This window comes from Halobellus salinus (genome assembly GCF_014646875.1).
Lineage (GTDB): Archaea > Halobacteriota > Halobacteria > Halobacteriales > Haloferacaceae > Haloquadratum > Haloquadratum salinum.
The window spans coordinates 55751-70486 of the sequence record NZ_BMOC01000010.1; the positions used below are offsets into that span (position 1 = coordinate 55751).

A 14736-nucleotide genomic window follows, 5' to 3' on the forward strand; every position below is an offset into this window, starting at 1 on the left:
TTAGAACTGGTCGACCGACGCCGGGAGCTCGAGTTTCATTCCCTTCCGCTCGCGGATCCCCATGATCTTCTCGCGCTGGAGGTTGTCCGAGAGCACGCGGAACCCGGCGTTTTCGGTGTTCCACGACGCGCGGCCCTCGGTGGCCGAGCGGATGTCCGAGGAGAACCCGATCATCTCCTCGACGGGAGCAATCCCCTCAATGACCATGAGGTCGCCCTCCTGGAACATATCGTCGACGCGGCCGCGACGCCCCTGGATCTCGCCGGAGGCCGACCCCATGTGCGCCGAGGGGACGTCGATCCGGACGTCCTGGATCGGCTCCAGCAGCTTGATGTCGGCGTCGATCAGCGCGCGGTGGACCGCGTCCCGAACGGCAGGGATGACCTGCGCGGGGCCGCGGTGGATGGTGTCCTCGTGGAGCTTCGCGTCGTGGAGCCGGAGCAAAGAGCCCTGAACCGGCTCGTTGGCGAGGGGGCCGTCGTCGAGGGCTTCTTCGAGCCCCTCGATGACGAGTTCCATTGTCTCGTTGAGGTGCTGGATCCCCTTTGTGTCGTCGATGAGGATGTTGGTGCCGTGGATGTGTTCGACCTCTTGGGAGGTGTCCTTGCCCATCCCGGCGTCCTGGAGCGCCTCGCGGCGTTCCAGCTCGGGCATGTCCATCGAGACCTCGCCGCGCTTGATCGCGTCGACGATGTCGTTCGAGAGCGGCTCAACGGTGATGTAGAACTTGTTGTGACGGTTCGGCGAGACGCCTTCGACCTCGCGGGAGTTCGACTGCGCCGACTCGCGGAACACCACGATCGGCTCACCCGTCTGGACCGGGATGCCCTGGTTTTTCTGGATGCGTTGGGTGATGACTTCGAGGTGGAGCTCGCCCTGCCCGCTGATGAGGTGCTCGCCGGTGTCCTCGTTGATCTCCACTCGGATGGTCGGGTCCTCCTTTGCGACCTGCTGGAGCGTCTCGATGAGCTTCGGCAGGTCGTCCATGCTCTGGGCCTCCACGGACTTCGTGATGACCGGCTCGGAGATGTGCTCGATCGACTCGAACGGCGTCATCTCCACGGACGAAACCGTCGACCCCGCGATGGCGTCGCGCAAGCCTGTCACGGCCGCAATGTTGCCCGCGGGGACGCCACGGTCGAGCTCCTCGCGCTCGCCGCCCATGAAGATCCCGACCGACTGGACGCGATTTTTCCCCACGGTCCCGGAGACGTAGAGCTCCTGGCCCTGCTTGATCGTCCCGCTGAACAGCCGCCCGGTGGCGATCTCGCCGGCGTGGGGGTCCATAGAGATGTCGGTCACCATGAAGACGACCTCGCCGTCGTCGTCGACCCCCTCCATCTGGCGGGCGAGGTCGGAGTCGGCCTCACCCCGCCAGACGCGTGGGATCCGCCGCGGCTGGGCGGCGAGCGGGTTCGGGAAGTGCTCGGCGACCATGTCGAGCACGACGTCGGACAGCGGCGTCTGCTCGTGAAGCTCCATCCGCTTGTCGTTCCGCTCCATCTCGATGATCTCCGGGAACCCGATCCCGGTCCGCTGCATCGACGGCGCGGAGACGCCCCACTTGTAGAGCGCCGACCCGAACGCGACGGTGCCGTCCTCAACCGAGACGGTCCAGTCGTCGATGTCGTCGCGGTTCTCGGTCATCCCGCGGATCAGCTCGTTGACGTCGCCGATGACGTCCATCAGCCGCTGCTGCATCTCCTGGGGCCCCTCCTGGAGCTCGCTTATCAGCCGGTCGACCTTGTTGATGAACAGCGCGGGCTTGACGCCCTCACGGAGGGCCTGCCGGACGACTGTCTCGGTCTGCGGCATCGCGCCCTCGACGGCGTCAACGACGACGAGTGCGCCGTCAACCGCGCGCATCGCCCGCGTCACGTCGCCACCGAAGTCGACGTGGCCGGGCGTGTCGATCAGGTTGATCAGGTGATTGTCTTCCTCGTACTCGTGGGTCATCGAAACGTTCGCCGCGTCGATGGTGATCCCACGCTCCTGTTCGTCCTCCTCCGTGTCCATCATCAGCCGGGTGGCTTCGCCCTCGTCGGCGATCATCCCGGCCCCGGCGAGAAGGTTGTCTGTCAGCGTCGTCTTCCCGTGGTCGACGTGAGCCGCGATGGCGATGTTCCGGATCTGCTCCGGATCCTCCATCAACTGCTCACACTCTTGTACGATTTTCTTTCGTCGGCCCATTATACCCACGTGTACCGGAAGGAGGGTCAAAAGGGTAGTGCTTTGCCGACGGCGAAATCGACGGATACGGCGGGTTCTGCGGAGTATGCTCCGGTTTCACACGGTCGGTGCCGGGGTCCGCCCGACCGCGCCGCGCCGGGTCTCGTGACGGTCACTCGAACCCGCTGACGAGCGTGACGACCCACTGGGCGGGGTCGCCTCGCCGTCGGACCTCGATCCGCTCGACCCACTTCACCCACTGGAACCCGCGGCGGCCGGGCGCTACGAGCCGCGCCGGCGCACCGTGACCGTGGGTCAACCGCTCGTCGTCGACGTGGGTCGCGAGCAGCGCGTCGCGCGCTTCGTCGATCGGCAGCGACCACCGATACCCCGTGACCGACACGAACCGGACGTACCGTGCGTCGGCGGCGGCGCCCGCCGATTCAAGCAGATCGCCCACCCGGAGTCCCCGCCACCGCTGGACGGTGTACCACCCGCTGGTGCAGTCGAGGAGTGCCTCGCGCTCCGCGTCGGGCGCGATCCCGTCGTAGGTGAACTCCAGGTCCGAGCCGGTCGCACCCGCCACGTCCAGCGTCCACTCGTCGGTGTCGACGGGGTCGGGATCGTCGGCGACCCACGAGGTCACGGGGAACGCACCGTTCCCGTCGCCTTCGCGGGGCTGTGACCCGGTGAACCGCCGGTCCGCTCCCGACGAGTCGAGGACGCGGTTCGCGAACTCCTGTCCCCGGTAGACGACCGCGCCGGAGACGAGCAGCCCCGCGTACTTCAGACTGGTTCGGCGGCGGTCGAAGTCGCGGCGCCGCGGCAGACGGAACCGGGTCGAAAGGTGTGCCACCACCAGCGGGACCAACACCAGCCCGAATCCGACGTGAACACTCAGAAGCGTCCAGTAGGAGAGCCGAACGTCGAGCCCGAACACCCACGCGGTCCCCGTCGCGAGCGCGCCGACGGCCGCAATAGTGGTCAGTACGGATAGCCCGGTCGAGGGCCGCCACTGCCGGCGGTCGGTCACCCGGTGTCGAACCCGAGCGAGTTTGAACCCCAACAGGGCGACGAACGTCACGCCCGCGACCCGGTGGGCCCAGAAGAGCGGCCACCACGACGCCGACCCGACAGTGAACGAGACCAACCCGGAGACGGCCTCAAAGACAACGATCGCAAAGAGCGACCAGTCGACGAGCCGTGCTGGGGGTTCGACGGCGTCGCGGGCGCGTCGGAGGAGAGCGGTCGGGCGCCGGTCCATACCTCGGAGCCAGGGCTGCGCGGCAAGAAGTGTTTGGGACGATTCGGGTGGAAGCCGGGGTCCCGCCGGCGCGTATCCGGCTGGGGAGACGCGAGCGGGGCCCGCCCGACGTGGGACGGTCAGGTGGCGGTCACGCGACGTTGAAACCCTTGTCGCGGAGGAAGTCCTCAACGCGACCGGTGTGGTTGCCCTGGAGCTCGATGGAGCCGTCCTCGACCGTGCCACCGCAGGCGAACTTGGATTTGAGGTCCGAGGAGAGGCTGTCCATGTCCACGTCCTTGGGATCGAACCCTTCGATGACCGTTACCTCCTTTCCGTAGCGGCGCTCGTCGATGCGGATGGTGATCTCCTGGGACTCTTTGGCGACGTCCTCGCAGACGCAGAGCTCCTCAGGGAGTCCGCACGTCGAGCAGACTTCCGACATTACAGCCCGAAGCTACAGTATGGGGATATTAAACAGTATCGGGACTCAGACCGGTACGGTTCGGCGGGGAGCGAACGGCTGGAAGCGGCACCGAAGAACCCTTCGAGGCCCCCGCGCTCTCGATGTCGCCGGCGCGAGGCGCCGGCTCTCCGAGAGACTGCAACTCCCTGGCTACCGGAACCGCCGGACGACCGGCGTCGACGACCGCACCAGCCGGTCGACTGTCGCCACCGCCTCGTTTGCTTCCTCGGAGTCGACGCCGTCACCGTACCGCGCCCGTTCGTACAGCGTTACCATCCGCCGGACGTCATCGCTGTCGAACAGCCCGACAGCGACCGAGTCGACGTACGCCCGCGGCGTTTCCCCGGGCCGACGGGGTCGGTATCGGTGCTCAAGCAGGACCGCCAGCCGCCGGTACGCCCTGACGGCGTCGGTGTCCGGGTCGCGGCGGCGCTGGAACTGCACGCCGAGCAGCCCCGCGGCCCGCCCCACCGCGCCGGTCCGGTACGCACCCGCAGTGACGCCCACGAGGGCGGCGACCCCGACGAGCAGCGTCCGCGTCGAGGGGAGCGACGGCAGCGGCGACCCCCCGGCACCGCCGTCATCGGTTGTCGCCCCCGCGTCCGGCGTGCCCGCACTCGGGGTGGTGTTCGTGCTCCCGTTGCTCGAGACGTTCACGCCCACCGGGGTCACCCCCTCGCTGACGTCGATCTCGCCGGGGCGCCCATCGCTGACCGACGGCGTCGTCGCGGAGCCGTTGGTCCCCGGGATGTCGATGTCGGTGGCGCCGCTCTGTCGCGCCTCCGTCAGCCGGGCGGTCTCTGCGGTCTCACGCGGCCCGGCCGGTGTGGGGTCGAACCGAACCCACCCGACGTCCGGGAAGTACACCTCGACCCACGCGTGAGAGTTGAGCCCGCGGACGACCCGCTCGTCGTCGCCGACGGCCTCGCCCGGGGTGTAACCCGTGGCGAACCGCGCGGGCACCCCCTGCGACCGGAGCATCACCACCATCGTCGTGGCGTAGTAGGTACAGTAGCCCGCCTCGCGCTCGAAGAGGAAGGTGTCGGCGATCCCGCCGGACGGCGCGGGGACGCTCAAGGAGTACTCCTTTTGGGCCTCCAGATACCGCTCGACCGCGACCGCCGTGTCGTACGGCGTCTCGGCGTCGCCGGCGACGTCCGCCGAGCGGTCGCGCACGCGGTCGGTCGTACGCTCCGGAAGTTGGAGTGACGTCTCCGTCACGCGGTCGGGGTAGTCCGTGCCCGCCCGGCGGAGGTCGGCGGCGGTGGCGTTCGGGACGCGGCTCGTCACTCCGTAGGTCTCGCCGGGGCGCAGCGACCGGCCCGGCCGGACGTTCCCCTGGGGGGTCACCGTCGCGTCGGACCCCACGTTGTCGGTGACCGCGACCGGTTGCCACGCCGCCGGTAGGACTGATAACGGGTCCGCGGCGGTGACGCGCTGGCGGAGCGTCCGGGTCTCGCCCGGCGGCCCGGCCAGCTCGCCCCGGTACGGGCGGGCGTCGCCGGTCCGGACCCACCCCTCGCCGGTGTACCGGTCGTACGACGCGGTCTGCCAGTAGGACGCGTCGTCGCTCTCAACGGTGAACCGGACCGACGGCGACAGCCGGATGCTCCCGACGACCTCGACCCTGTCGTCGGCCTCGACCAGGCTGGCCTCGACGGTGGGCGAGTTACGATCAGGCAGCACCGGCGACGTCGCCGCGCCCGGGACCACCGACAGGGTCGCCGAGGCGACGATCATCGTCGCAACCACCACCGTCAACACGTCCGCCTGTCCCAATCCGGTTCCGTGGCGGTCAGCGGTCGCTGCCGCTGCCGCGAGCGTCGCGCCGAGCGCGCCCACGAGCGCTGTGGCTCCGTCGGCGTCGCCGGTGAGCACGACGAGCAGGAGGGCTGAACCGCCCGCCGCCGCCGCGGCGCCATACCGTCGCCGAACCGCGAGATACCACGACAGAAACACCGGTGTGGGAACGATCGCGGTGGCCCACGTCCCAGCGCCCACCAGCCGGAGAATCGACAGCCCGGTCACGAGCGCGATGGTGTCGTTGAGGATTCGGGCAGGGGTCAGGAGCTGAAGCTGGCTTGCGGGGAGTGTCAGGATGTAGCCCGAAAACCCCGCCACAACGAACACCGCAGCCACGCCGACCGCAACCCGCACGCTGAGAACCCGGCCGGCGACGACCGCGAACCCGAGTGCCACCGCGACCGCGGCCACGAACCGGAGGCTCCCGCCGACCACATTGGTCACGCCCAACAACACGCTCACGTACGTCCAGGTCAGCGCCGCGAGTCCGGCGGTCGCGAGCGCCCGGTCCCCGTCGATCCGGCCGAGCAGTCCGGGCAGCCCCGCCCCGTCCGGCGACCCTGACCGACGCTCCGGCGGGCTCAATCGGCGTCCCCCCGTTCGGAGCCGCCGGGACTGGTGTGGTCGTCCCCGCTCGATGGCTCGGGCGTGACCCCGCGATCGCTCGCACCGGCCGATACGGGTGCGTCGTCGCGGTCGGCGACCGAACCCCCGGATCGCTCCTGCGAGGTGTCGACGGGGTCGGGCACATCCCGGAGAGAGACCACATCGCCGACCCGCCCCTCGAGACGGTGCTCGCGGCCGTCGAACCGGACCGACACCGCGTCACCGTCCGCGACCACGATCACGTCGGCGTCAACGGTCGGAGCCGGCCCGCCCGCAGCGACCGCGAGGTGGCGGAGCGCCGGCCGGATCCGTCCCGGTGCGGCGTCGGCGCTGCCCGACGGCGTGGTGAGCGTGACCGACGCCCCGCCGCGGACGAGCGAGACACACACCGTCGCGGCGGCGTCCGCCATCCTGTCGGCCGGCGTGTCGGTGGCGTTTCCGGCGCCCCCGCGGGTCGCCACGTCCCCGTTGGTGACGCCGCCCGATGCATCGACGTTGACGCCCGCGGCGACCGTCACCCGCTCGGGGTCGACCCGGTCGTCGAACTCCCGGATCATCAACTCGTCGTGGCGCGCCGACGACTTCCAGTGGATGTCCCGGAGCGCGTCCCCGCGGACGTACTCCCGGAGGTCGTCGAACTCATCGCGCTGTGTCATCGCCCGAGACTGGTAGGCCGCCCGAAGCTCCGCGCCGAGGGGCCCCGGGAGGGTCCCGACCCGTGGGAACGCCACCAGGGTGTCACGGCGCTCGACGACTGTCGATCGTTCGAGGAGTCCGAGCACGTCGGTCACAACGACGGTCGCGGGGCCGACGACGTGCTCGCCGCGGCGCTGCGGCACGACCTCGTACGTCACCGGGTCGCCGCCGACCGCGGCGTCGACGACCGCCTCGGTGCTCCCTCCACCCCGTCTCCGGGGGCGGTCAGCGGGGGTCACGCCGGCCGGAAGCCGGTCTCGGACCGTGACCGGGGCGGTTCGGTCACCCCGAATGTCGAGGCCGACGGTCCCGGTCGTGCCGGCGACGTCGGCCGGCGGCAGCGTCCGAGCGACGTCGGGAACGGGGGTCCGGCGGAGCTGGATCGCGGCGGCGACCAGCGCGACGATACCGGGGAGCACAACCGCGTCGAGCGCTCGTGCACCGAATACGCCGCCGGCGAGTAATGCGGCGAGCACAACGCCAACAACCGCATACCCACGTTGTGTCGGCCGCATACTCACTCGACGGCGACCTCCTCGAGGGCCCGGTCGACGACTGCCGTTCCGTCGGCGTCGGCGTCGGCGTCGGTCCGCACCCGGTGGCCCCACACCGTCGGCACCTCGGTTTGGACGTCGTCGGGGATGACGTAGTCCCGCCCCTCGAACACCGCCCTGACCTGCGACGCTCGGACCGCGGCGATCGCGCCACGGGGGCTGGCACCCAACCGCGCGTGTTCGCGAGTGTACCCCGCCAGCCGGGAGATGTACGACCGGACCGGTTCCCTGACGGTCACGCCGGCGACGGTCTCCCGCGCCCGCCGAACGTCCGCGACCGAGGCGACGGCCTCCAGCGACTCGATCGGGTGTTCGCCGGTGACCCGGCCGAGGAGTTCGGTCTCCTCCTCGGCGTCGGGGTAGCCCAGCCGGATCTTCTTCGTGAACCGGTCGACCTCCGCGACCGGCAGTTCGTACGTCCGGCCGGGTTCGACGTCGTTCTGCGTTGCGATCACGATGAACGGGTCCGGGACCGGGTAGGTCTCACCGTCGACGGTGACCTGGTCTTCGGACATCACTTCCAGGAGCGCCGCCTGTGTCTTCGGCGGCGCGCGGTTGATCTCGTCGCCGAGGACGACGTTTCCGAACACCGGGCCGGGCTGGAACTCGAACTCCCGGGTCTTCTCGTTGAACACGCTCACCCCGGTCACGTCCGAGGGCAGGAGGTCAGGGGTGAACTGCACCCGGTTGAACGAGCACTCGAGCGAGGTCGCCACCGCCCGGGCGAGCATGGTTTTGCCGACGCCGGGGACGTCCTCCAACAGGAGGTTCCCGCGGGCGAAAAGCGTCACCAGGATGTGTTCGATCGCGTCGCGCTGCCCGACGATGACGCGTTCGACGTTGTCGGCGATCCGCGCGGTCAGTTCCGCCGCTTCGTCGAGATCGAGCGGGGGGAGGTCCTCGCCGCGGCCCTGGTCTGTGACGGCGTCTACGTCGGTCATGTATTCGGCGGTGTGGGTCGGACCGGGTAGGGTGGTGTGGCTGTCATCGGTCCGTGGAATCAATCCTTTGTAGCTGCCGCGGCTACCTAACTCTGCTGGGGCCGTGCACCGGGGAGTGCAGGGTATGGAGCCGGCGTATCGATCCGGAGGCCTCCGGACCCCTCGGTAGCGGCGGGCGGGCGGGCGCAGTCGTCGGGAGGCTGCCCCCGCCGCACGACCCCGCTCCAGTTGGGTTTTTATCCCTCGACCGCCGTCCGGTAGGTATGGACGGGGCGGACGCTGACGTGACGGGTGAGACGGGCGACCGCGCCGACGACAGCGACCGGGCAGAAACGCCGACTGGCGACCCCAGTGGGACGGATTATAGCACCGGAACCGACGGCGCGAGACCCGAGGGCCCGCCCGCGACGCTGCTCGACCGCGCCGAGGAGCTCACGCCGATGCTCTCGCAGTATCTCGACCTCTGTCGGGCCCACCCCGACGCGGTCGTGCTTTTCCAGGTGGGCGACTTCTACGAGGCGTTCTGTGAGGCCGCCGAGACCGTCGCTCGGGTGTGTGAGGTGACACTCACACAGCGGGAGGACTCCACGGGAACCTACCCAATGGCGGGCATCCCGATCGACAACGCGGCGTCGTATCTGGAGGTGCTGCTCGACGCCGACTACCGGGTCGCGATCGCCGACCAGGTCGAGGACGCCGAGGCGGCCTCCGGGCTGGTCGACCGCGCGGTGACGAACGTCGTCAGCCCCGGAACCGTGGTCGACGACGACCTCCTCGACCGGGCGAGCGCGACGTACCTGGCGGGGCTGGTCGAGCGCGATCCAGGTCAGGCTGCCCGAGACAACGCCGGCTCCGACGACTCGGCCGCAGCGCTCGCGACCCTCGACGTCTCGACCGGCGAATGTCGGGTCACTGCGGAATCGGCCGACCGGATCCGCGAGGAACTCGAACGCCTCGCGCCAGCGGAAGTGGTCGTCGACTCCGAGACCAGCCTCGACGCGTCGGTGCTGGGGTTCGAGACGATGGTGACCGAACGCGATCCCGCGGTCTTCGGCCTCGGCGCCGCCGAGGCGACGCTGTCGGGCTACGTCGCGGAGCCGGCGGCTGTCCTCGATGCGCCGATCGAGCGCCGCGCGGTCGGCGGGTTGCTGTCGTACGCCGAGTACACCCAGGGCGACGACGGGGCGCTCCCGTACGTCTCGCGGGTGCAACGCTACCACCTCCAGGAGTCGCTCCGCCTGGACGCCACCGCGATGCGGAGTCTCGAACTGTTCGAGTCCCGACAGCCGGGCGGCGGCGGGACCCTCGTTGGGACCGTCGACCGCACGGTGTCGGCGCTGGGGCGTCGCCGGCTGGAGTCGTGGCTCCGCCGTCCGCTGGTCGACGCGACTCGAATCGACCGCCGCCACGACGCAGTCGCGGAGCTGCTGGACCGGCCGATCGCCCGCGAGGCCGTCCGGGAGCACCTCGCGAGCGTCTACGACCTCGAACGCCTGGCGGCGCGGATCGCACAGGAGCGCGCCGACGCCCGCGACCTCCGGTCGCTGCGGACGACGCTCGCGGTCGTGCCGGAGTTGAACGCCGCGCTCGACGACGCCGAGTCGGCGGCGCTTCGGGACCTTCGGGCGTCACTCGACGGCCTCGCGGACGTCCGCGACCTGATCGAGCGCGCGATCGTCCCCGACCCGCCCCAGGAGATCACCGAGGGCGGCGTTGTCTGCGAGGGGTTCGACAGCGACCTCGACGAGGTCCGGGCCGCAGAGCGGGCGGGCCGCGAGTGGGTGTCGTCGCTGGAGGAGCGCGAACGCGAGCGTACCGGGATCGACTCCCTCGAGGTGGGGTACACCCAGGTCCACGGCTACTACATCGAGGTCACCGACCCCAACCTCGACCGGGTGCCCGACGACTACACCCGCAGACAGACGCTGAAGAACGCCGAGCGGTACTACACCCCCGAACTGAAGCGCCGCGAGGAGGAGATCCTCTCGGCGTCGGAGCGCGCCGACTCGATGGAGTACGGCATCTTCCGCGAGGTCCGCTCGCGGGTCGCCGGCGAGACCGAGCGGCTCCAGTCGCTCGCGGACGCGCTCGCGAGGCTGGACACCCTCGCAACGTTCGCCGCCGTCGCCGCCGACGCGGGGTACGTCCGCCCCACGGTGGGGGCGGAGACCCTCCGGATCGACGCCGGCCGCCACCCGGTGGTCGAGCGGACCCAAGACGAGTTCGTCCCCAACGGGATCGACTTCACGGCGGGCCGCGTCGCGGTCATCACCGGGCCGAACATGAGCGGGAAGTCGACCTACATGCGCCAGGTCGCGTTGATCTGTCTGTTGGCGCAGGCCGGGAGTTTCGTGCCCGCCGACGCCGCCGAACTCCCGGTTTTGGACCGGATCTTCACCCGCGTCGGCGCCTCCGACGACATCGCGGGCGGCCAGTCGACGTTCATGCGGGAGATGTCGGAGCTCACTGATATCCTCCACGACGCGACCGAGGACTCTCTCGTCTTGCTCGACGAGGTCGGCCGCGGCACTTCCACGGCTGACGGACTCGCGATCGCGCGCGCTGCCACTGAGTTTATTCACGATGACGTCGGCGCGGCCACCCTGTTTGCGACCCACTACCACGACCTGACGGATCTCGCGACCGAGCTCCCGAACGCGTTCAACCGCCACTTCACCGTGAACAGGGAGGGAGGCGGGACTGGTGAGAAAGAGCGGTCCGACACCGAGGTGACCTTCCTCCACCGCGTCGCCGACGGCCCCGCCTCGTCGTCGTACGGCGTCGAGGTCGCGAAGCTCGCGGGCGTCCCGGACCGAGTCGTCAAGCGCGCACGTGAGTACGTTCGTGGGGCGGATGGAGAGGCGATTCGCGGCGCTGACGGGGACGCGGCGGCCGCGACCCGCTCGGCCACATCGGACGGGGGATCCGACACCCAGCGGGGATCGGGGTCCGGCGCCGACCCGGCATCCACCGCACAGCCAGACCGGGGCGACACCCTCACCGCGTACGTCGAAGGGCTCGAAAACGGCGACCACGACGGCAGCGGTGACGGCGCCGGGGAAGAGACTCACACGGGCGCCGAACGCGACGTGCTCGACGCGCTCCGGGACGCCGACATCGCCCGAACCACCCCACTCGAAGCCCTCAACACGCTGGAGGACCTACAGCGCCGACTGGATGAGTGACGACCCCCCCGGGTCCGCACCTGGCCGCCCGGTGCGACGGCTCGCCGACGCGACCGTGGCGAGCGTGGCCGCCGGCGAGGTCATCACCCGCCCCGCGGACGTCGCGGTCGAGCTCGTCGAGAACGCCCTCGACGCCGGCGCCTCGCGGGTCGACATCGACGTGGCCGGTGACGGGACCGAGCTGCTCCGCGTGCGCGACGACGGCCGCGGGATGCGTCGATCTGATGCGGAGCTCGCTGTCGAGCGCCACACCACGAGCAAACTCGAACCCGGAGGCAGTGTCGATACGGCTGGCACACTCGGATTCCGCGGGGAGGCGCTCGCCAGCATCGCCACCGTCGCGGACCTCGAACTCGTGACCAACGACGGCGGCCCGCGCGGGACGCGGGTGGTTGCGGCGGGCGGCCCGGGCGCCGACCGCGTCGAGGCCGCCGGCCGCGGCCGGGGGACGACCGTCACCGTCCGCGACCTCTTCGCCGGAACGCCGGCCCGCCGGGCGTCGCTGTCGACCTCCCGGACCGAGTTCACCCGGGTCAGCGACGCGATCTCGCGGTACGCACTCGCCCGCCCCGACGTGAGCCTCTCGCTGGCACACGACGGCAGCGAGGTGTTCTCGACCCCCGGAACCGTCGAGTACGCCGACGCCGTGCTCGGCGTCTACGACCGCGAGGTGGCGTCGCGGGCGACGGGGTTCAGCGCGGCTCGCGGGGTCGATGACGGGTCGGCCGACACCGGCCCGTCCGAGGTCACCCTCCGCGGTGCGCTCGTCCAGCCGTCGATCACCCGGGCCCGCCGGGATCACGTCTACGTCGACGTCGGCGGCCGACCGGTCCGTAACACCCGGCTCCGCCGGGCCGTCGTCGAGGGGTATGGCGACCTCCTGCCGGACGGCCGCGAGCCGGTCGCGGTCGTGTCGGTGTCCGTCCCCGAGGGGTGGGCCGACCACAACGTCCACCCGCGGAAACGGGAGGTCAGGCTCCGCGCGCCCGGTGTCGTCGCGGACGCCGTCGAATCCGCCGTCGCCGATGCGCTGTCGACTGCGGACCGCCGGCGGAGCGAGGACCTCGCGATGGACCTCGACAACGCGGTCGAGCCCGTTTCGCCCGGCGACACCGCGTTCGCCGACGCCGCATTCGTCGGCCAGTTCCGCGGCCTCTACCTGCTGTGTGCGTTCGAGGACGACCTCCTAGTGGTCGATCAACACGCCGCCCACGAACGGATCAACTACGAGCGGTTGCGCGAGGCGGTCGGCGGCGACACCCCGACGGCACCGGTCGACCCGCCGGCGAGCGTGTCGCTGTCTCCGGCCCAATACGCCGCCGCGGAGGCACACCGGAGTGAACTCGCGGATCTGGGGTACGACGTCGACCCGTTCGGCGATGCCACGGTCCGGGTCCGGTCGGTTCCCGCGCCGCTGTCCCGTCCCGCTGCCCCCGGGAGCGTCCGGGACGCCATCGACGCGCTCGGACGGGATGAGACCCCCGACGACGGGCGAGACGACCTTCTGAAAGACCTCGCGTGTCACCCATCGCTGAAAGCCGGCGACGACCTGACCGACGCGGAGGCCGAAACGCTGATCGACCGGCTCGGCGCGTGTGAGAACCCCTACAACTGCCCGCACGGCCGGCCGACGGTGCTCACGGTGGCCGAGGAGACGCTCGTTCGGGGGTTCGGCCGACGCACCACCCGGTTGGAGTGAGCGGTGCCCCGGCTACCACTCCTTGCACGCCGCACACACCTGCCCTGACGCCCCCGACCAGAGCTGGTCGGCGGCCGACCCGCACTCGGCACACCGGACGCCGTCGGGATCCCACCGGTAGGTCACGGCCGCCGGGTCGGTGCTGTCCGCGCCGCCGGCTGCGGCCGCCCCAGGCCCGCCGGTGTCGGGCGCTCGGTCTGCCGAGTCGCCGTCGTCATCCGCGACCGAATCCGCTGATCCATCGTCGTCATCCGCGACCGAATCCGCTGATCCATCGTCGTCATCCGCGACTGAATCCGCTGATCCGTCGTCGTCATCCGCGACCGAATCCGCTGATCCGTGCGACTGGCCGCCGACGAACTCGTCGAGCGATCGATCCCGATCCATACCCGGACGCAGTGAGGGCGGGGTGACACGAATATGTAGCGGCTGCCCCGCACTGTTTTTACCACGCCTCGGCGAATGCCGCGTATGCCCACGATCGACGAGAAGCGGGTGTACACCGACGCGTCCGACACCGAAACGGTCTATCTCGCAAGCGGACTCGGCGTCGTTTCCGTCTCTGTGTCCGACGACCTGATCGGCGAGTTCAGGGTCGCCCACCGGTGTCGTGCCCGCGATGTTGCGACCGCCGGCCCCTACGTCGCGGTCGCGACCGACGGGGGCGTGCTCGTCCACGACCGGCGGGGCGACGCGACAACGGACGCGGGAGACGGCGCCGGCGCCGACGCCGAAGAGGGGGGCGGATCCGGGTTCGCGGCGACCGGGTTCGGCCCCGCGACGGCGGTCGGGTTCCGGGACGGCGCGCTGCTCGCGGGCGATACCGACGGGCGCGTCGGCCGGTTCGACCTCGGCGACACCGAGGCGGGTGCGGCCGGTGGCACGGCAGACGCCGAGTGGGGCGACCTCGGCAGGGTCGAGGCGGTCAGAGCGATCGACGGCGATTTCATCGCCGCCGCAGATGGGGTCCACCGGATCGGGGACTCGGGACTCCGGCCGGTCGGACTCGACGACGCCCGGGATGTCGACGCCGAACCGCTCGTCGCGGCCGGATCCGGAGTGTACAAACTCGGGAACGGGTGGATGGACGTCGCGTCCGGATCTGCGACGGCGGTCGACGCCGCGGGCGAGCGGGGCGCGGCAGTCTGCAACGGCGACCTCTACGCCCGCGCGGCCGACGCAGGGGAGTGGACGATCACCGAGCCACCGTTCGACGGCGACGCGACGGTTGCCGCCGTGGCCCACGGCGCGGCGGCCACGTACGCCGTCACCGAGGCCGGACGGCTCGCGGTCCGGGTCCCGGGCGGGGCGTGGCGCGACCGGAACCTGGGGGTCCGGGAGGTTGCCGCCGCCGCCGTCTGAAGCGGGAGCCCC

The 14736-nt window shown here is 70.7% G+C and carries 10 protein-coding genes; 3 read left to right on the top strand and 7 right to left on the bottom strand.

Annotation, left to right across the window (positions count from 1 at the left end):
* The 6 genes from IEX72_RS09050 to IEX72_RS09075 form a co-directional block, all read right to left on the bottom strand.
* Positions 1–2190, bottom strand: coding sequence for an elongation factor EF-2 (locus IEX72_RS09050; protein ID WP_188787059.1), 2190 nt, complete (start codon positions 2188–2190; stop codon positions 1–3).
* 151 nt (positions 2191–2341) lie between these two features.
* Positions 2342–3433 (bottom strand): molybdopterin-dependent oxidoreductase, encoded by a 1092-nt coding sequence (locus IEX72_RS09055; RefSeq protein WP_188787060.1) that lies wholly within the window; start codon positions 3431–3433, stop codon positions 2342–2344.
* 130 nt (positions 3434–3563) lie between these two features.
* Positions 3564–3857 carry a stress response translation initiation inhibitor YciH gene (gene yciH / locus IEX72_RS09060; protein WP_049985144.1) on the bottom strand — a complete coding sequence of 98 codons (294 nt, stop codon included), beginning with the start codon at positions 3855–3857 and terminating at the stop codon, positions 3564–3566.
* 171 nt (positions 3858–4028) lie between these two features.
* On the bottom strand, positions 4029–6266 hold the full coding sequence (locus tag IEX72_RS09065) for a transglutaminase TgpA family protein (protein WP_229663804.1): 2238 nt from the start codon (positions 6264–6266) through the stop codon (positions 4029–4031).
* Positions 6263–7498 carry a DUF58 domain-containing protein gene (locus IEX72_RS09070; protein WP_188787061.1) on the bottom strand — a complete coding sequence of 412 codons (1236 nt, stop codon included), beginning with the start codon at positions 7496–7498 and terminating at the stop codon, positions 6263–6265. Before IEX72_RS09070 ends, IEX72_RS09065 begins: the two co-directional genes overlap by 4 nt.
* A gap of 2 nt (positions 7499–7500) precedes the next feature.
* Complete coding sequence (locus IEX72_RS09075) at positions 7501–8478, bottom strand: AAA family ATPase (RefSeq protein WP_188787062.1); 978 nt, start codon at positions 8476–8478, stop codon at positions 7501–7503.
* 263 nt (positions 8479–8741) lie between these two features.
* On the opposite strand from IEX72_RS09075, the gene mutS reads away from it, so the two are divergent.
* Both mutS and mutL read left to right on the top strand, forming a co-directional pair.
* Positions 8742–11663, top strand: coding sequence for a DNA mismatch repair protein MutS (gene mutS / locus IEX72_RS09080; RefSeq protein ID WP_188787063.1), 2922 nt, complete (start codon positions 8742–8744; stop codon positions 11661–11663).
* A complete protein-coding gene (mutL, locus tag IEX72_RS09085; protein WP_188787064.1) occupies positions 11656–13362 on the top strand; it encodes a DNA mismatch repair endonuclease MutL in 1707 nt (568 codons plus the stop codon). The genes mutS and mutL overlap by 8 nt, the downstream gene beginning before the upstream one ends.
* Positions 13363–13374: 12 nt before the next feature.
* Here mutL and IEX72_RS09090 read toward each other — a convergent pair whose 3' ends face one another.
* On the bottom strand, positions 13375–13749 hold the full coding sequence (locus IEX72_RS09090) for a DUF7573 domain-containing protein (RefSeq protein ID WP_188787065.1): 375 nt from the start codon (positions 13747–13749) through the stop codon (positions 13375–13377).
* Between the two features lie 84 nt (positions 13750–13833).
* Between IEX72_RS09090 and IEX72_RS09095 the strand changes: the two genes are divergently transcribed.
* Entirely contained in the window at positions 13834–14724 is an 891-nt protein-coding gene (locus IEX72_RS09095) for an HVO_0234 family beta-propeller protein (RefSeq protein ID WP_188787066.1), read from the top strand.
* Positions 14725–14736: the final 12 nt, after the last annotated feature.